A 19,044-nucleotide genomic window follows, 5' to 3' on the forward strand; every position below is an offset into this window, starting at 1 on the left:
CATTTCCAGAGCAGTTGAGGCTGGCCCGGCGTCGCCAAAGGCAGACGTACCATGCGTGCCCCCACCCGCCACGCTTCGACGCTCCACCACCGCTCTGCGAGTGAGTAGGCCCCGGCTCGCGCTGCGCTTGGCCGGGGTGACACCGGGCAAATTGCCAACGGTGATGGCTACAACGTCGGCCCAAGCATCAGCTTCGGATCGACCAGCCGGTCGAAGTCCTCTTCCGCCACGAAGCCCAGCGCCAGGCAGGCCTCGCGCAGCGACAGGTCGTGCTCGAAGGCGTGGTGGGCGGCGTGGCTGGCCTTGTCGTAGCCAATCACCGGCGACAGGGCCGTCACCAGCATCAGTGACCGCTCGACATAGGCGGCAATGCGCGGCTCGTTGGCCTCCAGACCTTCGACGAGATACTTCTGGAAATTGCGCGAGCCATCGGTGAGCAGCCGAACCGACTGCAGGATCGCGGTGATCATCAGCGGCTTGTAAACATTCATCTCGAGATAGCCACTGGCGCCGCCAAAGCCCACGGCAACATCATTGGCCATCACCTGCGCCGACAACATGGCCAGCGCCTCGCACTGGGTCGGGTTCACCTTGCCCGGCATGATCGACGAGCCCGGCTCGTTCGCCGGCAGGATCAGCTCGAACAAGCCGCAGCGCGGGCCGCAGGCCAGGAGACGGATGTCGTTGGCGATCTTGAACAGCGATCCGGCCAGCGTCTTCAGCGCGCCATGCAGCATCACCAGCCCGTCATGGGCCCCTTGCGCGGCGAACTTGTTGGGATGGCTGACAAAGGGCAGGCCGGTGAGTGCCGCGATCCGGGCCGCTGCCGCCTCGGCAAAGCCCTTCGGCGCGTTGATGCCCGTGCCCACCGCCGTGCCGCCGAGGGCGAGCTTGTACACGTCGCCCAAAGCCCATTCGATGCGGGCGATGTTCTCGTCCAGCATGGACACATAGGCAGAGAATTCCTGGCCCAGCGTCAATGGCACTGCGTCCTGCAGATGCGTGCGGCCGATCTTGATGATGTGGTCCCAGGCCTTTGCCTTTTCATCCAGTCCGTCCCGCAGGAAACGGACGGCGGGAATGAGCTTGCCCGTGACCTCGATCACCGCTGCCATGTGCATGGCCGCCGGGAACGTGTCATTGGAGGATTGCGACATGTTCACATGGTCATTGGGGTGCACCGGTTTCTTCGAGCCGAGCACGCCGCCGGCCATCTCGATGGCGCGGTTGGAAATGACCTCGTTGACATTCATGTTGGTCTGGGTGCCGCTGCCGGTCATCCAGACATGTAAGGGGAAATGGTCATCATGCGTGCCGGCGGTGACTTCCTTCGCCGCCGCGATGATGAGCGCCGCCAGATCGGGCTTCAGCAGGCCGAGGTCGCGATTGGTCTCGGCGCAAGCCTCCTTCAGCACGCCATAGGCATGGATCAGCTCGATAGGCATCTTCTCGATGCCGATGTCGAAATAGGTCAGGGACCGCTGGGTCTGCGCACCCCAGTAGCGGTCTGCGGGAACGTCGATCTCGCCCATGCTGTCGGTTTCGCGGCGCATGTCGGCTCCTTGCGGGAATCGGGCACAGCTGGCCCTCAGGTTGATCGCGTCCGCTGACACTCCTGCACGGTCGGGCAAAAAGGGCAAGGCCGGTTGGAGACGGATCCCTGCCGGCGCCGTCCCCTCGGGCGTCATCCAACCCTCCGCCGTCAATCCCACCTCCGCTATCCTCACCCTCAGCCGTCATCCCCGCGAAGGCGGGGATCCAGTACCCCCGGTGGATGTTGGGAGTTTCAGCCGAAGCCGCCTCGGTTACTGGGCTCCTGCCTGCGCAGGAGCGACGAAGGAAAGGCTGCTGCTTTAGCTGCTTTGCCGCGCCACCAGCAGTCCCCGCTCCGCTATCCTCCCCCCGGTCGTCATCCCCGCGAAGGCGGGGATCCAGTACACCCGGCGGGCCTTGGGTGTTTCAGGTTTTGATACCTCGGTTACTGGGCTCCTGCCTTCGCAGGAGCGACGAGGGGTTTGCGACCGACCGCTTCGCCGCCCTGCTCCGCGTTTCTCAGCGCCGCTATCCTCACCCTCAGCCGTCATCCCCGCGAAGGCGGGGATCCAGTAGCCCCGGCGGATGTTGGGTGTTCCGGCCGAAGACGCCTCGGCTACTGGGCTCCTGCCTGCGCAGGAGCGACGAGGGGAGGGGGGATCGACGGGACCAGGTTGCCAGTCAGCGCGGTTCGGGGATCAGTTTGCCGGAGTAGATCACAGGGCCGGTCGGGTCTCCGTTGGGGGAGCCGCCCTTGGGTTCGAGGGTGATGGCGATGGCGGCATCGCGGCGACCGTAATCGGCATCGCGCACCGGGAGATGGGTGATATCGGCGCTGTCGGCCAGAACGCCGAGGGACAACGGCGGGCGGCTGCCGTCGCCGGCGAGATACCAGACTTCAAGGCTGCGGTCGGCAGGCTGCTCGGCGCCGAGATCCCGCAGGGAGACGATCCCGGTCTCAATGTCGACGCTGACAACAATCGCCGGCTGCGCGCCGTCGCGGTTGACGACGGCGAGATACTTCTGCCCGGCCACGACGGGCTCCGGCTCTGGCAGGGGGGCCAGCAGCACGGCCGCAAGGCTGGCAGCAAGCGCAGTGCTGGTGGCCGCCGCGGCAAGCGCGGCCGCGCGCCAACGGTTCAGGCGGCGCTGGAGAAGATCTGAGGCTGAAGAGACTGACCCGGCACCTGGCAACGCTGCAGCGGCAGCTTTGGCTTGTCCTTCGATCTGGGTCTCGATGCGGGCAAACAGATCGGCCGGCGGGGCAACGGGAGGTACGCTGTCATCCAGCGGGGCAAGGCGCTGGCGCCAGTCCGCGACCAGCCGGGCGAAGTCCGGATCGGTTGCCAGCCGCAGGTCGGCGTCACGGCGCTCACTCTCAGAAAGGCTGCCCAACACGAATTCACCGGCCAGAGCGTCAAGCTCGAGCCGGTCATCGGGTCCGGATGGGGCAGTTCCTGGCGGTGTGGAGCGTCCTGTCATTCGCGGTCCATGCAATCCTTCAACCGCATCAGGCCGCGGCGGAGCCATGTCTTGATCGTGGCCTCGGGCCTGTCATATCGCACGGCCAGTTCCTCGCGGGAATAGCCTTCGCAATAGGCGAGCACGACGCAATCGCGCTGGATATCCTCCAGTTCGCCCAGGCAGACGCGCAAGGTGCTGCGATCCGCATGACCCATGAGCCCGGCGGCCGGATCGGCAATCGCCTCCAGTTCGCCCTCCTCCTGCGCCAGCTCCAGCGACTGGGCCCGCCCGCGGCGGATCTGGTCGATGGCGGCATTGCGCGCGATGGCGGCGAGCCAGGTGATCGGGCGGCCGCTTGCCGGGTCGTAGCGTGCAGCGTTCTGCCAGACCTTCACATAGGCCTCCTGCAGCACCTCCTGCGCCTTGTCCCTGTCCCTGCAGATACGCAGGACCACACCGAAAAGTTTCGCCGAGGTTGCATCATAAAGCACGCGAAAAGCCGACCGGTCACCCTGCGCCGTCGCGCTGATCAGCGGCGCGAGGTCGAGAGCCATCTCGGCAGCAAGAGTGTCGGCGACGTCCGGCACAGGATCTCCCCGTTCCTGCAGGGCGCGTTGCCGGAGGGCAAGGCCAGGTCGGTTCATGGGAAGGATACGGCGACCAGCGGAGGCTGGATCAGAACCAGAGCCTCAAAAGCGCCCTCACCTTACGATGGTAAGCCGTTCGGCAGCGCGGGTGACGGCGGTGTAGAGCCAGCGGTCGCGGTGCTCGCGGAAGGCGAAGCTTTCGTCGAAAAGGACGACGCTGTCCCACTGCGAGCCCTGTGCCTTGTGCACGGTGAGGGCATAGCCGAAGTCGAACTCGTCGGCTTTGCGCTTCAGGGCATAGGGGATCTGCTCGGCCCCTTCTTCGAACATCGCCGGCAGCACCTTGACCTCGACCGACTGTTTGGCCGGTTCGTCTTCCGGCATGATGTCGAAGCGCAGCGTGTTGCCGCGCGGCGGCTTCAGGCGCTTGACCTGCCACAGGCCGCCATTGAGCAGCCCCCGGGCCTTGTCGTTCCTGAGGCAAACCAGCTTGTCGCCGACGGCCGGCATCGGAGTCAGGAAGCCCTTCAGCTCGCGGATGCGGGTGTTGTAGAGGCGGCGGGTGCGGTTGGTGCCGACAAGCACCTGGTCGGCGGCAAGGATCTGGTCCTTGTCGATGTCGCGGCGGGAAATGATGCGGCTGGCGCCGAAGACGCCGTAGTCGAGCGCGCCGCCCTCGCGGATGGTCATCGACATGCGGACAATCGGATTGTCCTGCGCCTGGCGGTGCACTTCCGTCAGCATCACATCCGGCTCGGCCTCGGTGAAATAGCCACCGCCCTTGACCGGCGGCAGCTGGGCCGGGTCACCCAGCACCAGAACCGGCGTGCCGAAGGAAAGAAGGTCGCGGCCAAGATCCTCGTCGACCATTGAGCACTCGTCGATGACGATGAGTGAGGCCCGCGCGGCGGCGCTGTCGCGTTTCAGGGCGAACTGCGGCCCGGCATCCTCCCCCTCCTCGACGATTTCCTCTTCCTTCGAGGCGCGCGGACGGTAGATGAGCGAATGGATGGTGCCTGCGTCGGTGCAGCCCTTCTGGCGCAGGACATGCGCGGCCTTGCCGGTGAAGGCGCCGAAACAGACATCCCCGTCGATGCCCTCGGCCAGATGCCGGGCCAGCGTGGTCTTGCCGGTTCCGGCGAAGCCGAACAGGCGGAACACCTGCTTGTCGCCGCGCTTCAGCCATTGCGCGGCATCCATCAAGGCCTTTTCCTGCTGCGGCGACCAGAGCATCCGTGCGATTCCCGTTTCGTTCGCTGAAGGCAATAGCGGGTTTTGCCGTCCGGCGCATCCGCCTTTCCACGTCAAGCACAAAGGCCTGCACGGGAGGCGATCGGACAGATCCTTGTGACATCTAAACCACCAGAAGCCTATCCCCGGGCGCAGCGAAGCGAGAGCCGGGTTTACAGAAACTGAGCCCCCCAAGAAAGCCTCCCTGCCTGACGGCAGAGACGTGCGTTTGCGTCACCTTCGTCGCTCCTGCGAAGGCAGGAGCCCAGTAATCGGGGCGCTACTTGGGTGGCATGCGGCGGAATACAATCGAGTCATTCGGTTACTGGGCTCCTGCCTGCGCAGGAGCGACGAGGTCGGAGACCTTGCGGTCCGGTTCATGACGGCTGCACGCGGCATGTCGAACAAGTCAACGCGGCAGCCCCAATTCTCGCTCTGGAAACGAGTGGGCCCCGGCTTGTGCTGCGCTCGGCCGGGGTGACACGGAGCGGGAGTGGACGGCCCGGAAGCATATCCAGGCGGCTGAAAGCGACAAAAAGGCCCGCGCCGGGGGACCGGGCGGGCCTTTTGATCGGGGGCAAGTGCGGGGCCGGGTCAGGCCGCAGAGGCGGCTTTCTTGGCGGCGACGCGCTTGCGGATCGCTTCGACGCCGGCATCCGGGGTCGCGGTGAACAAGGTCTGGGTGTAGGCGTGTTGCGGGTTGCCGAAGACTTCCTCGCGCGTGCCGTATTCCACCACCTCGCCGTAGTACATCACCATCACCTTGTCGGCGAGGTAGCGCACGACCGAGAGATCGTGGCTGATGAAGACATAGGTGAGGCCCATCTCGTCCTGCAGGTCTTTCAGCAGGTTGAGGATCTGCGCCTGGACCGACAGATCAAGCGCCGAGACCGGCTCGTCGAGCACCAGGAGCTTCGGCTTCAGCATGATCGCGCGGGCAATGGCTACGCGCTGGCGCTGGCCACCGGAGAACATGTGCGGATAGCGGCCGTAGTGTTCCGGCTTGAGGCCGACTTTCTCCAGCATCGCGAGAGCCGCATCACGGCGCTCGGTCGCGTTCATGTCAGTGTTGAGCAGCAAAGGCTCCTCAAGCACGTGCCCGATCTTCTGGCGCGGGTTGAGCGAGCCGTACGGGTTCTGGAACACGATCTGCACCTTGCGGCGCATTTCGCGCGAAATGCCGGTCTTGCTGATGTCGATCTTCAGGCCGTCGATCTCGACGGTACCTGCGGTCTGCGGATCGATCATCGACAGGATGCGGGCAAGGGTCGACTTGCCGCAGCCACTTTCGCCGACGACGGCGAGGGTCGAGCCGCGCTCGACGTCGAAGCTGACACCCTTGACTGCCTGCAGCACGCGCGGCTTGGAGAACAGGCCGCCGCCGATGACATACTCACGGGTGACGTCGCGCACCTTCAGGATGGGATCACTCATGCGCGGGCCTCCTCGGCAGCGAAGGACTTGGCAAAGTCACTGACGGTCGGCAGCCGGTCGCCCGTGGCGTTTTCCGGCAGCGCGGCGAGCAGCGCGCGGGTGTAGGGGTGCTTGGGCGCCTCGAACAGGGAGAGCACGTCGGCCTCCTCCATCTTCTTGCCCTGGTACTGCACGATGACGCGGTCGGCGGTTTCGGCCACGACGCCCATGTCATGGGTGATCATGATCAGCGCCATGCCGCTGTCGCGTTGCAGCTGCATCAGCAGGTCGAGGATCTGCTTCTGGATCGTCACGTCGAGCGCGGTGGTCGGCTCGTCGGCGATGAGCAGTTTCGGCGAACAGGCAATGGCCATCGCGATCATGACGCGCTGGCACTGGCCGCCCGACATCTGGTGCGGGAAGGAATTCATCCGCCGCTCCGGCTCAGGGATTCCGACGGCGTGCATCAGCTCCAGCACCCGCTCGCGGCGCTGGCGCCCGGTCAGGCTGGTGTGGACCTTCAGCGCCTCTTCCAGCTGGAAACCGGCAGTAAAGCACGGGTTCAGGCTGGCAATCGGCTCCTGGAAGATCATGGAGATGTCCTTGCCGATCACCTTGCGGCGCTGCTTCGGCGTCAGGGTGCGAAGGTCGAGGCCTTCGAACTCCATCTTGTCGGCCGTGATCGTCGCGGTGTTCGGCAGGAGGCCCATGGTCGCCAGCATGGCCACCGACTTGCCCGAGCCGCTTTCGCCTACAATGGAGAGAACCTCGCCGGCATCGACAGTGTAGTCGACACCATCCAGCGCCCGGAACGGGCCTTTCGCGGTGTCGAATTCAACCCGGAGGTTGCGGATATCGAGAAGCGCCATGGTCTCAGCTCCGCTTCAGCTTGGGATCAAGGGCGTCACGCAGACCGTCACCCATGAGGTTGATCGCGAGCACCGTGATGAGGATGGCCAGGCCCGGGAAGGTCACGACCCACCAGGCGCGCAGGATGAACTCACGCGCTTCGGCCAGCATCGTGCCCCATTCCGGGGTCGGCGGCTGTGCGCCCATGCCGAGAAAGCCGAGGGCGGCCGCATCGAGAATGGCGCTGGAGAAGGACAGGGTGGCCTGGACGATCAGCGGCGCCAGGCAGTTCGGCAGGATCGTCTTGAACATCAGGCGCATATGCCCGGCACCGGCCACGCGGGCGGCCACCACATAGTCGCGCGAGCGCTCGGCCAGCACGGCCGCGCGGGTCAGGCGGACGAAATGCGGCTGCAGCACGAGGGCAATTGCAATCATGGCATTCATCAAACCCGGCCCGAGGATCGCCACCAGCACCAGGGCGAGCAGCAGGGAGGGAAACGCCAGGATGATGTCCATGATGCGCATGATGAAGGTATCAACCGCACCGCGCATGTAGCCGGCGATGAGGCCGAGAATGACGCCACCCGTCAGCGCGATGACCACCACGACACAGCCGATGAACAGCGAGAACTGCGCGCCATAGATGAGGCGGGACAGCATGTCGCGGCCAACGGCATCCGTGCCGAGCAGGAAGGCCCACTTGCCGCCTTCCTGCCAGACCGGCGGGACGAGGAAGCTGTCGCGATACTGCATGTCCGGCGCATGCGGGGCGATCAGCGGCGCGAAGATCGCGGCGAAGACCAGCAGAAGAAACACGGCCAGGCCGATGACGGCGCCGCGGTTCTGCGAAAAGTAATACCAGAACTCGGTCAGCATTGCCCGGGTGGCGTTGCGGCTTTCACGTTCCAGCTTTTCGGCGATGACGGAGGCATCCGCCTTGGGAGAGGTGCTCATGGGTTTTCGGTCCTTCCGCTCAGTTGTGGCGGATGCGCGGGTTTACGAGCCCGTACAGGATGTCCACGATCAGGTTGACCAGCATGATGATGCCGGCGATGAGCAGCAGGCCGCCCTGAACGACGAAGTAGTCGCGGCGGGAAATGCTGTCGACAAGCCACTTGCCGATGCCTGGCCAGGAGAAGATCGTCTCGGTCAGGATCGCACCTGCCAGAAGCACACCGACCTGCAGGCCGATGGTGGTGATAACCGGGATCAGCGCATTGCGCAGGGCATGCAGGCCGATGATCCGGTGCGGCGGCAGGCCCTTGGCCCGGGCCGTGCGGACGTAATCCTCACCAAGCACTTCAAGCATCGCCGAGCGGGTCTGACGTGCGATCACAGCGAGCGGGATGGTCGCCAGAACGACCGACGGCAGGATGAGATGCCGGACCGCCGACAGGAACGCCCCCTTCTCGCCAGACAACAGGCTGTCGATCAGCATGAAGCCCGTGACTTGCGGGAAGAAATACATCAGCGAAATGCGCCCGGACACGGGCGTCCATTGCAGGATGCCGGAGAACAGGATGATCAGGAGCAGACCCCACCAGAAGATCGGCATGGAATAGCCGATCAGCGCCGTGCCCATGACCGTCTGGTCAATGAACGAACCGCGCTTCACGGCAGCCAGAATGCCGAGCGGAATGCCGATGGCGACCGCGATCAGGATGGCGCAGACGGCCAGTTCGACGGTGGCCGGAAACAGCTGCAGGAATTCATCCAGCACCGGCTTCTTCGAGGAAAATGATGTTCCGAGGTCGCCCTGGAAGATCTTGCCAAGATAAACGAGATACTGCTCCCACCAGGGCAGATCGAGGCCCATCTGGCGCATGAGTTCCGCCTTGCGTTCCGGAGCAATCCCGCGCTCGCCGGCGAGCAGCTCAAGCGGATCACCGGGCAGGAGCCGGATGAAACTGAAAGCGACCAGGGTCACACCGAGAAAGGTCGGGATCAGCAGGCCGAGACGACCGAGAAGAAAGCGAAACATGGCGATGTCCGGATTTGAGAGAACCGGCTCGCAGGGGGAAACTCCCGCTACGGCCGGTTCGCCAAAAGCGAAGGCACCGGCGGATTATCCGCCGGTGCCGCTGAATGCAAGGATTACTCGGCGATATCAACGCCCTCGAAGGAGTGGCCACCGAGCGGGTTCATGACATAGCCCGAGACCTTCTTGGACATCGGCATGAACACGACGGAGTGAGCGATGGTTGCCCACGGAGCCTGTTCCTTGAACACGACCTGCGCCTGCTCGTACAGCTTGGTCCGCTCGGCCTTGTCGGTCACGACCTTCGCCTTCTGCACCAGAGCTTCGAACTCGTCGTTGCACCACTGGGCGCGGTTGGAACCGCCCACAGCGTCACAGCCGAGCAGAACGGCGAGGAAGTTGTCCGGATCACCATTATCACCGGTCCAGCCGAGGAGAACGGCACCGTCACGGTCCTTGTCGCTCGAGCGCTTGAGGTATTCACCCCACTCGTAGGAGACGATCTCGACCTTGACGCCGACCTTTTCGAAGTCAGCCTGGATCAGTTCGGCCATGCGGCGGGCGTTCGGGTTGTACGGACGCTGCACCGGCATCGCCCAGACCTTCATGCTGAGGTCCTTCACGCCAGCTTCCTCAAGCATCTTCTTCGATGCTTCCGGATCGTAGGCGTCGTCTTTGATCTGGGTGTTGTAGGACCACATGGTCGGCGGGATCGGGTTGGTCGCGGCCTGGCCGGAGCCCTGGAACACGGCGTAGAGGATGGCGTCCTTGTTGATCGCCATGTTCAGCGCCTTGCGGACCTTCGGATTATCGAAGGGAGCCTGGGTGCTGTTGTAGGCGAGGTAGCCGACGTTCAGGCCCTGCTGCTCCATGATCTGCAGGTTCGGGTCGGTCTTGATGGCAGCGATATCGGCCGGGGCCGGATACGGCATGACATGGCACTCACCGGCCTTCAGCTTCTGCAGGCGAACGGCTGCGTCCGGCGTGATGGCGAAGACGAGGTTGTCGACCGGCTGCTTGCCACCCCAGTAGTCCTGGTTGGCGGCGTAGCGGATAACGGCGTCCTTCTGGTAACCGACGAAGGAGAACGGGCCGGTGCCGACCGGCTGCTGGTTCAGGTTGGCCTTGGTGCCGGCCTTGTCGAGCTGGTCGGCATATTCAGCCGAGACGATGGACGCGAAGTCCATGGCAAGGTTTGCCAGCATCGGGGCTTCCTGACGGGTCAGCACGAACTTGACCGTGTGATCGTCAACCTTGACGATTTCCTTGATCAGGGTCGGCAGCGACATGCCGTCAAAATACTCCCAGGTCGCGCCTTCCGTGTAGGTGTTCCACGGATGGTCCTTCTTGCCCTGACGCTCAAAGGAGAAGATCACGTCATCGGCGTTGAAGTCGCGGCTCGGGGTGAAGAAGTCCGTCTTGTGGAACTTCACGCCCTTGCGCAGGTTGAAGGTGTACTCCAGCCCGTCGTCGGAAACGGTCCAGGATTCAGCCAGACCCGGAATGACTTCCGTGGTGCCCGGCTTGAACTCGACCAGGCGGTTGTAGATCGCCTTGGACGAGGCATCGAACGTGGTGCCCGACGTATACAGGGCAGCGTCAAAGCCTTCCGGCGAACCTTCCGAGCAGTAAACCAGCGTCTTGGCCTGAGCGCCGGTCGCGGCAATCGCGATCAGGCTGGCCCCGAGAAGCGCGGCCTTCAGGGTGGTGCGGATAATCATAAAACTGTTCTCCCCTTGATGAGAAAAGCGGATCTCGCAACTTTGAGATTGTGCGAAAGTTTATCGATCCGCTTGCAGCGAAATAAGGACCGTTTTTGCGCCGAAAGCAACCGACAAAAGATTTCGATCTTCTGGCCTTAAACGAAATTTTTTAACTCGGTCATATTTGCTGACCTAAGGGCTTGGCAGCCGATGCTGTCCAATGCATTCCAAAAGCCCACGCCGTACTGATGCACCGCAACATAACCCAACAAAGGCCACAAAGTAGCCTAAATTTCAATATGTTGCATTGCAGTTTCCGCAACAGCACATTTTACCGGGACAGGCGACATCTACCGCAACGCAGCAAACGCCGGGAGCAATTCACGAGCTACGCGTTAGTACGTAGGAAGTTCAAAGTTTTCCCGTCTACGCGGAAACAGCGCGGCTTTCTTCCCCGGCTCCTGACCAAAGATATCCTGTCATGACGCCGCCCCGGGCGCCGCTCCTGCATCCTTGGGGAGGGCTTCAGTCGGTTTTACTTCGCCCGGCCGCTCAGACTTCGCGGAATCGGAGGCCACATGATAGGTGACCTGCGGGAACGGAATATCGATGCCCTTCTCGTCGAACACCCGCTTGATATGCTCGTTGTAGGCACGCCCCGTGGCCCATTGGGCGCCGGGGAAGGTCTTGATCCGCGCCCGGATGCTGACTGCGGAATCGCCGAACGCGATGACACCGTGCATTTCCAGATCCCCGATGATGCTTCCCCCTGCCGGCGAGGCCTTCAGGCGGTCGAACGCCTCCTTCAGCGCTGCTTTCGCCATATCGATGTCGGTCGCGTAGGACACCCCGATCACCGCGACATGATAGGAGAAGTCGCGCATGAAGTTGGAGACCATGTCGACGCTGGAAAACGGAATGATATGGGTGGTGCCGTTGATGTCACGAATGCGGACGGAGCGCACCGTCAGGCGTTCCACCGTGCCGGTGATCCCGGCAACGGTGATGACATCGCCTTCGTTAATGGCGTTCTCGATCTGGATGAAGGCGCCGGTGATGATGTCCTTCACCAACGTCTGCGCGCCGAATGACACGGCAAGACCAAGCACACCCGCACCGGCGATCAGCGGCCCGATGTCGAGCCCAAGCTCGGAAAGGGTCAGCATGCCAGTCATGACAATGACCACGACGGTGAAGGCATTGCGGAACAGCTGGAACAGCGTCCGCTCGCGGGCCGAGACGATCATGTCGCCGGCCGGACGGAGGCGCAGGTCAACCCAGGACATCACGGCCAGCCAGACGAGGCAGCCAAGCAGAACAACAAAGCCTGCCGAGGCAAACCGGCCGACAATTTCGGTTCCGGCCCCCGCCTTCAGCCAGTCTGCAAGATCAATGACGGACCAGGTGTCGAGCAGAACGGCTGCCGTCACGATGAACAGGACCAGCCGCACGACCTTGAGCAGATGCGGCACCACGGAATTGATCCGCCCTTCCAGCGCCGGGAGAGTTTCGGAGATGTGCTCGGGCAGGTGAATTCCGCCTGCGATCTTCCGCGTCAGCAGCATCGAACTGACGCCACCGGCCAGAATGATCACAATCGAGAAGAAGGTGGCATTGACCACGACTTCCATCGCCTCAAGCGGCCGTGTGATCCAGATGCCAAGCACAACGAGCGTGTAAAGGATCGCCAGAAACGCCCAGAGCCGCCCCAGCAGATGCATGAGACTGCGGCCAAGCTCGCCGTCAAGGGTCGCGGCATAGGACTGGATCGCCAGACGCACGGGTGTTGCGTTGCGCAGGACCAGCCCGATGGCCGTCGCCGCCGCTGCGAGGATGACAATCACCCGCAAGGCATTTCCAATCGCCAGGGACATGGTGATGTTCGCGATCGGCACAGCCAGGATCACGCCATACACCAGCAACGACAGCAGCGCCCCGACCCAGGCGGCCCAGTAGCGCGATGTGGCAGTGGAGAACGGCACCAGCCGCAGGCCCTGGTAATCCGGCGACAGCAACACGCGCAAAAGCACCCGCGCCACACCCGCCGCAAGGAATGCATCGAGGGCAAGCGACTCGATCAGCGTGATCTCACCGCCGAGTTGCCCCAGATGCATGATGCCGACCACCACGACGGCCATGACAACGCCAAGCAGGAGAGCAAGCACGTCACCGGCCGCAAGCAGCAGCAGCAGGCCGATACGCCAATACCAGCCACGCGCGCTGAAGCGCCTGACAAGCCAGGTGCCCCCCAAGCGGCCAATCAGCCGCAACAGCCAGTAGGTGCCGATTGCCGCACCCAATACGACCGCGAGTTCTGCCGCACTTTCCTTGACCTTGTCCCACTTGACCTGGATCTGCCCGGTGAAGAGCAACTGCAGGCCCTTAAGGGAGACGGAAATGCGGTTGAACACCGACACGACATCGCCAAAGGCCTGCCGCGAAAAATCACCGATTCGCCCGGACAGGATCTGCTCTGCCGCCGAAACCGGTCGAATTGCCTGCGCGGGCGTTGCCGCCTCGGCGACCTGTCCACTGACGACGCCACTCTTGCCAAGGCCTTCGAGCAGACCGACGAGTGCCGCCCGGCCGACCGGGTCCTGCAGCACCTGGACCAGAGCATCCCGCGCGGCCGCGATGTCCTGCTGCGTCTGCGGGGATGCCGGGGTGGACGAAGCAGGAGCGGGCGCTGCAGCGGATGATGCACCGGCTGCGGACCCGTTGGGCGCCGTTGCAGGGGCGGCCTTGGCTGGCTCGGCGGCGGCCGGGCCGGTTTGCGCTGCCGGAGCAGAGGGGGACGCGGGCTGGCTCTGGGGCTGTATCGGGGCCTGTGTCGAAGTCTGGCCCGACGTTTGGCCTGATGTTTGGGCATTGGCCAGGCCAGAGGCCGCGAGCATCAGACAGACAAGAGCGCATGCCAGCCATAGGAACAGCTGGCGCAGGCGGCGGGGGCGGACATCGGAACAGGAGGAGGTCATCACACAATCGATCATAGGCATCAGATAGCAAACGGCGGAGCAAGTTGCACGACATCCGGTGCAAAAACATGGTCGCAATCAAGGCAGCCTGTAACGAAACCCTAACCGTAATGAGGTTACGATCAGTCAAATATACGGATGGGGCCATGCTGAAGAAGCTTCTTGCGCTGGCGCAGGAGACATCACCGGATTCGCGCGCGGCGCTGATGCAGAAGACTGCCGAGGTCTTCCTGCAAGGCGTTGGAACACATACCCCCGCAGAACTGGCCCTGTTCAGCGATATCCTGCTGCATCTGGTCGACCAGACCGAAGAGAAGGCGCGCGCCCGGCTGTCACAGACCCTGGCCGGATGTCCGCAGACCCCCTCACCTCTCGCCCTGCGCCTCGCCGCCGATGTTCTCGTGGTGGCAAAACCGATGCTCGAGCGTTCAAAGGCCCTGACCGCGACGGACATCGTTTCGTTGGCGCGCAAGCTCGATGACGGCCATCTGCAGGTTCTGGCCGGCCGGCGCGACCTGCCAAGCCGGGCGGCAGATGCCCTTGTTCGGCGTGGCAGCGGCAAGGTGATGCGCCGGGTGGCCAGCAACCGCAATGTCCGGCTGTCGGAATGGGCGATGCGGAACCTCGCCGAAGGGGCCATCAATGATGCGGTGCTGCGCGAAGACCTCACCATGCGTTGCGACCTGACGCCGACGATCTGCAGCTTCCTGATCCCGCATGTGAACCCGGTGACACGGGAACGGCTGAGGGCCGTGGCCACCGGGCAGATCACGCCGGAGGAACTGGATGGCATCGCCCGGCGGCGGTCCCTCAGACGGGCTCTCGGCATCCGCCTCGACACTTTCGAGATCGGCAAGCTGTGGCAAATCGTCGAGAGCCAATTTGCAACGCTCGACGACATGCTGATGCTCTTGCTGGAGGACGACCGGCTGGGCCACGCCGCCGAGTTGATCGCACTGGAGACCAAGGACAACCGGCAGAAGCTGAAAGAGTCCGTGCTCTCCGGGGAAACGGCCCAAATCATCTCTGCCGCACGGCAGGCGAAGCTCGCGGAACCAACCTTCGAGGCCCTGGCCCGGGCCAGATGCCGCTACCTGCGGATCCCGGAAAGCCAGGCCGCCGCCCTGGTGCGCCAATACACCCAGCGCCAGGATGATCCGCTCGAACTCAAGCGCCGGTCGAGCGGCTTTGCAGCACGGCGCGCGTCAGCCTGAAGAAAAGAGTTCCGCGCTGCCGATGTAAAAAGGCCGGCGCGATAACGCAGGCCCTGGACCCGGCAAAAAACGGGCAATCGGCGGCAAGGGAGCAGGAAAGGCCGGGCGGGGAAGGCCCGGCTTCGCTTCAGCGGGCGCGGACCCGGCTGGCAACCTCGTCGAGCAAGGCCTGCTCGGCCTGTTCCTGGGCTTCACGCTCACGCTGGTGATCGCGTTCCTCAAGTTGCTCGAACTTCTTCAGTTCCTCGATGGACTGGGTCAGCTCATCGCGGGCGCGTTCCAGCTGGTCATTCAGCTCCAGCGCCGAATTGCGCAGGTTGTCGCGGCGGGTCGCAGCCGCCTTGGCGAAGGTCGGATAGGCGAAATGCGCCACATCGGTAATGCCGACACGCTCTTGCTCGGAGCGAATCTGATCATCCAGTTCGTCCGCCATGCGATGGAAGTCCGCAATCATGGACTCGATCTGCATCAGATGACGGCGCTTCTCGTCAACCTGGAAGCGCTTCAGGCGAATGAGGCTTTCTCGGGACTTCATGACTCAGTACTCCCCTTTGGCCACCTACATTATCCGGGACTCATTTCCAAAAGGTTGGCAAGCATCGCATAGCCCTCATCGAGGCTCGTCGCATCGCCCTTGCCTTGTGTCAGAAAGTCTTCCATCAGCTCATGCCGGCCAATGGCCTCATCGACAAGGGCATCGGATCCGCGCCTGTAGGCGCCCAGCCGGATCAGCTCTTCCATGTCGGCGAAGGTTGCCATCAGGGCCTTCGCCTTCCTCAGGATCGGCACATAGGCTTCCGGAACACAGCGCGGCATCGTCCGCGACACCGACTTTAGCACATTGATCGCCGGATAGCGCCCCCTCTCGGCAATCGCGCGTTCCATGACCACATGGCCATCGAGAATCCCGCGCACCGCATCGGCGACCGGCTCGTTGTGATTGTCGCCTTCGACGAGGACCGTGAACAGGCCGGTGATCGATCCGGAGCCGACCTTGCCCGGCCCTGCCCGCTCGAGCAGCCGCGGCAGCTCGGTGAAGACGGTCGGCGTATAGCCCTTCGATGTCGGCGGCTCGCCGATCGACAGGCCGATCTCGCGCTGCGCCATGGCAAAGCGCGTGATGGAATCCATCATGCACAGCACGCGCTTGCCTTCGTCGCGGAAATGCTCCGCGACGGTCATGGCAAGATAGGCTGCCTGGCGCCGCATCAGCACGCTTTCGTCAGACGTGGCGACGACGACAACCGAGCGCGCCAGCCCCTCCTCGCCCAGGTCATCCTCGATGAATTCCTGCACCTCGCGGCCGCGTTCGCCGATAAGGCCGATCACAGAGACGTCGCAGTCGGTGTTGCGCGCCAGCATCGACATCAGGACGGACTTGCCGACACCGGAGCCGGCGAAGATGCCCATGCGCTGGCCCTCGCAGCAGGTGACGAAGGTGTTAAGCGCCCTGACGCCCAGGTCCAGTGGTCCGCCTACGCGAGCCCGGTCGGCAGCTGGAGGCGGTGCAGAGCGCAACCGGCGGGCCAGTTCACCGCCCGGCAAGGCGCCCTTGCCGTCGATCGGCTCGCCCATCGCGTTAATAACTCGGCCGAGCCATGCGGTTGCAGGATGCACGACACTGTCACGCGCCGCGATGACGGCCCGGCACCCCATTCGCACCCCCTCCAGACCCGAGAAAGGCATGCACAGCGCATGCCCTGACCGGAACCCCACCACTTCGGCAAAGACTGGCTGGTTTCCCTCGCCAATATCGATGGCAAGGCGGGCGCCGACGCTCATTTCATGGATCGGCCCGGCGATCTCCACCAAGAGGCCCTGGACAGCGACGACCCGCCCCCAGATTTCTGTGGCCATGAGCGATTCGATCTCGGCAAAGAGCGATTTCAGGGCTGCATCTCCTCGGAAACAGGCTGTCGGTAACCGAACGTTTACGTCTCTGCTTAATGTTAATGAACGAAGCGTTGAGAGGCGAGAGCCATTTCAGGGCGGAGCGGGACTGCGTGAAATGAGTCTGTACGGAATCGGCTAGCACGATTTCTTCATGTGAAACGTTAAGTAGGCCTGAGGTCAGAATTTTCTTGATTCTCAATTCCTTGGCGGGTTCTTCACAGATTCGTTCTCATAAGGCTTGCTGCTACGAATCAGAATTTGTTAACCATTGACCATTAGCTTTGAGTCGGGGTTAACAGCAGTCCTTCGTAGCAGGCACCGACAGAGCCGTTGCGACTTGCCCAGGATAGGCAGCACAAGGGGATTGGCATGCGTGTATTGTTGATTGAGGACGACAGCGCCACGGCGCAGAGCATCGAGCTGATGCTGAAGTCCGAAAACTTCAACGTCTACACGACAGATCTTGGCGAGGAAGGCATCGACCTCGGCAAACTGTACGATTATGACATCATTATGCTCGACCTGAATCTCCCGGACATGTCCGGTTACGAGGTTCTGCGGACACTGCGCGTGTCCAAGGTCAAGACACCGATCCTGATCCTGTCCGGTCTTGCCGGCATCGAGGACAAGGTGCGCGGTCTCGGCTTCGGTGCCGACGACTACATGACCAAGCCGTTCCACAAGGACGAACTGGTCGCCCGCATCCATGCGATCGTCCGTCGCTCGAAGGGCCACGCCCAGTCGGTCATCGTCACCGGCGACCTGCGCGTCAACCTCGACACCAAGACCGTTGAAGTGTCCGGCCAGCGCGTGCACCTGACCGGCAAGGAGTACCAGATGCTGGAACTCCTCTCGCTGCGCAAGGGCACGACCCTGACCAAGGAAATGTTCCTGAACCATCTCTACGGCGGGATGGACGAACCGGAACTGAAGATCATCGACGTGTTCATCTGCAAGCTGCGCAAGAAACTGGCGGCAGCGACACACGGCAAGAACTATATCGAAACCGTCTGGGGCCGCGGTTATGTGCTGCGCGAACCCGACATGGAAGTGGCGGCCTGATCCAGCTCGCCCTGCCCTTCTCCAAGCCTCGCTTCATTCAAAAGGCCTCGCCGGATTACCGGCGAGGCCTTTCGTCATTTCATGCCGGTGACCGTCACAGGTTGAGCTGATAGGTCGCCGGGACGTAGCGAAAGCCCGAACCAGCCGCCTCGACAAACCCGAGGGCCGGTGCCGGCATGTGATAGCCGATGAACGGGATCCGATCGCTGGCCAGCATGCCGAGCACCTTGCGCCGGGTCGCGGCCGCTGCGGCCTTGTCCATGTCAAAGCGGACTTCCCAGTCCGGGTAAGCCAGCGACCAGACATAGTGATTGGTCATGTCGGCCGTGATCAGGAGCTGCTGCCCGGCAGACTCGAGCATGTAGACCATGTGCCCGGGCGTGTGACCGACCGCAGCCATCCCGGTGATGCCGGAGACCACGCTGCCCCCCTCCCCGATGAAGGACATCTTCTCGGCAAAGGGCGTGATGTTGGTCGTCATCAGCTTGGCAACGCCATTGCTGGCGGGATCCTGCTTGGACCAGAAATCGAACTCGCCCTGCCCCGTGACATACCGGGCATTCGGGAAGGCAGGAGCGCCGGCTTCGATCATGCCGCCGATATGGTCGGGATGCATGTGGGTGAGGACAACGATATTGACCTGCTCCGGCGTATATCCGGCGGCGAGGATGGCCGCACGCAAGTTACCCCGCCCCGGACGCCCGCCTTCACCGACGCCCGTATCGAACAGCACCAGTTCATTACCGGTGTTGACGAGGGTCGGCGTGAAGGAATTGCGGAACTTGTCAACAGGCAGGAAACTCGCCTGCGAAACGGCATTGAACTCCTCCGCCGGCACATTCATGCCGAAGGTCTTCTGCGGCTCTTCACTGACCGCTGCCCCGTCGAGAAGCGTCGTCACCTCGAAATCGCCGAGCCGATACCGGCTGATTACAGGAAGAACGCCGGCCTGCTGTGGTGCGGCTGCATGTGCAATACCCGGAGCAAGGGTCATGCCCGACATTCCGGCGAGCCCAAGCCCGGCGGCCCCGGCCAACAAGCCCCGCCGGGAAATGGAATTGGTCTGGTCCGTCATTTTGCCTCCTTCGGGCACAAGGCCCACCTGTTCATGACGCAGTCTCCGGCTGGACACTGGATCGG

General features: G+C 63.2%; 15 protein-coding genes. 2 read left to right on the plus strand and 13 right to left on the minus strand.

What is annotated here, in order from left to right; all coding sequences use genetic code 11:
- Window positions 1–167 precede the first annotated feature (167 nt).
- The 10 genes from fumC to ACTIFE_RS11685 all read right to left on the minus strand — a co-directional run bounded on the left by fumC (window position 168) and on the right by ACTIFE_RS11685 (window position 13,366).
- Complete coding sequence (fumC, locus tag ACTIFE_RS11640; protein ID WP_439529320.1) at window positions 168–1,553, minus strand: class II fumarate hydratase; 1,386 nt, start codon at window positions 1,551–1,553, stop codon at window positions 168–170.
- A gap of 661 nt (window positions 1,554–2,214) precedes the next feature.
- Window positions 2,215–3,015 carry an anti-sigma factor gene (locus tag ACTIFE_RS11645; RefSeq protein ID WP_439529321.1) on the minus strand — a complete coding sequence of 267 codons (801 nt, stop codon included), beginning with the start codon at window positions 3,013–3,015 and terminating at the stop codon, window positions 2,215–2,217.
- Complete coding sequence (locus ACTIFE_RS11650) at window positions 3,012–3,551, minus strand: sigma-70 family RNA polymerase sigma factor (protein WP_439529348.1); 540 nt, start codon at window positions 3,549–3,551, stop codon at window positions 3,012–3,014. The genes ACTIFE_RS11645 and ACTIFE_RS11650 overlap by 4 nt, the downstream gene beginning before the upstream one ends.
- 147 nt (window positions 3,552–3,698) lie before the next feature.
- On the minus strand, window positions 3,699–4,817 hold the full coding sequence (locus ACTIFE_RS11655) for an ATP-dependent DNA helicase (protein ID WP_439529322.1): 1,119 nt from the start codon (window positions 4,815–4,817) through the stop codon (window positions 3,699–3,701).
- Window positions 4,818–5,408: 591 nt separating this feature from the next.
- Entirely contained in the window at window positions 5,409–6,248 is an 840-nt protein-coding gene (locus ACTIFE_RS11660; RefSeq protein WP_439529323.1) for a dipeptide ABC transporter ATP-binding protein, read from the minus strand.
- Complete coding sequence (locus ACTIFE_RS11665) at window positions 6,245–7,096, minus strand: ABC transporter ATP-binding protein (RefSeq protein ID WP_439529324.1); 852 nt, start codon at window positions 7,094–7,096, stop codon at window positions 6,245–6,247. Before ACTIFE_RS11665 ends, ACTIFE_RS11660 begins: the two co-directional genes overlap by 4 nt.
- Before the next feature lie 4 nt (window positions 7,097–7,100).
- On the minus strand, window positions 7,101–7,955 hold the full coding sequence (locus tag ACTIFE_RS11670; protein WP_439529349.1) for an ABC transporter permease subunit: 855 nt from the start codon (window positions 7,953–7,955) through the stop codon (window positions 7,101–7,103).
- Window positions 7,956–8,052: 97 nt separating this feature from the next.
- The gene (locus ACTIFE_RS11675) at window positions 8,053–9,060 is read right to left on the minus strand and encodes an ABC transporter permease subunit (protein ID WP_439529325.1); all 1,008 of its coding nucleotides are present in this window, start codon (window positions 9,058–9,060) and stop codon (window positions 8,053–8,055) included.
- 113 nt (window positions 9,061–9,173) lie between these two features.
- The gene (locus tag ACTIFE_RS11680) at window positions 9,174–10,778 is read right to left on the minus strand and encodes an ABC transporter substrate-binding protein (RefSeq protein ID WP_439529326.1); all 1,605 of its coding nucleotides are present in this window, start codon (window positions 10,776–10,778) and stop codon (window positions 9,174–9,176) included.
- A gap of 461 nt (window positions 10,779–11,239) precedes the next feature.
- Entirely contained in the window at window positions 11,240–13,366 is a 2,127-nt protein-coding gene (locus tag ACTIFE_RS11685; protein ID WP_439529327.1) for a mechanosensitive ion channel domain-containing protein, read from the minus strand.
- Between the two features lie 515 nt (window positions 13,367–13,881).
- Here ACTIFE_RS11685 and ACTIFE_RS11690 point away from each other — a divergent pair.
- Window positions 13,882–14,949: a DUF2336 domain-containing protein gene (locus tag ACTIFE_RS11690; RefSeq protein ID WP_439529328.1), complete on the plus strand. Its 1,068-nt coding sequence runs from the start codon at window positions 13,882–13,884 to the stop codon at window positions 14,947–14,949.
- A 127-nt stretch (window positions 14,950–15,076) separates the two neighbouring features.
- On the opposite strand, the gene fliJ is transcribed toward ACTIFE_RS11690, so the two are convergent.
- Together fliJ and fliI are read right to left on the minus strand one after the other, a co-directional pair.
- Window positions 15,077–15,484: a flagellar export protein FliJ gene (gene fliJ, locus ACTIFE_RS11695; protein ID WP_439529329.1), complete on the minus strand. Its 408-nt coding sequence runs from the start codon at window positions 15,482–15,484 to the stop codon at window positions 15,077–15,079.
- Window positions 15,485–15,513: 29 nt separating this feature from the next.
- Entirely contained in the window at window positions 15,514–16,839 is a 1,326-nt protein-coding gene (fliI, locus tag ACTIFE_RS11700; RefSeq protein ID WP_439529350.1) for a flagellar protein export ATPase FliI, read from the minus strand.
- 372 nt (window positions 16,840–17,211) lie between these two features.
- On the opposite strand from fliI, the gene ctrA reads away from it, so the two are divergent.
- On the plus strand, window positions 17,212–17,904 hold the full coding sequence (gene ctrA / locus ACTIFE_RS11705; protein WP_106751399.1) for a response regulator transcription factor CtrA: 693 nt from the start codon (window positions 17,212–17,214) through the stop codon (window positions 17,902–17,904).
- Between the two features lie 94 nt (window positions 17,905–17,998).
- Here ctrA and ACTIFE_RS11710 read toward each other — a convergent pair whose 3' ends face one another.
- A complete protein-coding gene (locus ACTIFE_RS11710) occupies window positions 17,999–18,979 on the minus strand; it encodes an MBL fold metallo-hydrolase (protein WP_439529330.1) in 981 nt (326 codons plus the stop codon).
- Window positions 18,980–19,044: the final 65 nt, after the last annotated feature.

This window comes from Pannonibacter sp. (genome assembly GCF_051860505.1).
GTDB lineage: Bacteria > Pseudomonadota > Alphaproteobacteria > Rhizobiales > Stappiaceae > Pannonibacter.

Excerpts from the sequence above, each read along its gene's own strand:
- fumC (WP_439529320.1), bottom strand. The coding sequence starts at position 1,553 with ATGCGCCGCGAAACCGACAGCATGGGCGAGATCGACGTTCCCGCAGAC.
- ACTIFE_RS11645 (WP_439529321.1), bottom strand. The coding sequence starts at position 3,015 with ATGACAGGACGCTCCACACCGCCAGGAACTGCCCCATCCGGACCCGAT.
- ACTIFE_RS11650 (WP_439529348.1), bottom strand. The coding sequence starts at position 3,551 with ATGGCTCTCGACCTCGCGCCGCTGATCAGCGCGACGGCGCAGGGTGAC.
- ACTIFE_RS11655 (WP_439529322.1), bottom strand. The coding sequence starts at position 4,817 with ATGCTCTGGTCGCCGCAGCAGGAAAAGGCCTTGATGGATGCCGCGCAA.
- ACTIFE_RS11660 (WP_439529323.1), bottom strand. The coding sequence starts at position 6,248 with ATGAGTGATCCCATCCTGAAGGTGCGCGACGTCACCCGTGAGTATGTC.
- ACTIFE_RS11665 (WP_439529324.1), bottom strand. The coding sequence starts at position 7,096 with ATGGCGCTTCTCGATATCCGCAACCTCCGGGTTGAATTCGACACCGCG.
- ACTIFE_RS11670 (WP_439529349.1), bottom strand. The coding sequence starts at position 7,955 with ATGCTGACCGAGTTCTGGTATTACTTTTCGCAGAACCGCGGCGCCGTC.
- ACTIFE_RS11675 (WP_439529325.1), bottom strand. The coding sequence starts at position 9,060 with ATGTTTCGCTTTCTTCTCGGTCGTCTCGGCCTGCTGATCCCGACCTTT.
- ACTIFE_RS11680 (WP_439529326.1), bottom strand. The coding sequence starts at position 10,778 with ATGATTATCCGCACCACCCTGAAGGCCGCGCTTCTCGGGGCCAGCCTG.
- ACTIFE_RS11690 (WP_439529328.1), top strand. The coding sequence starts at position 13,882 with ATGCTGAAGAAGCTTCTTGCGCTGGCGCAGGAGACATCACCGGATTCG.
- fliJ (WP_439529329.1), bottom strand. The coding sequence starts at position 15,484 with ATGAAGTCCCGAGAAAGCCTCATTCGCCTGAAGCGCTTCCAGGTTGAC.
- ctrA (WP_106751399.1), top strand. The coding sequence starts at position 17,212 with ATGCGTGTATTGTTGATTGAGGACGACAGCGCCACGGCGCAGAGCATC.
- ACTIFE_RS11710 (WP_439529330.1), bottom strand. The coding sequence starts at position 18,979 with ATGACGGACCAGACCAATTCCATTTCCCGGCGGGGCTTGTTGGCCGGG.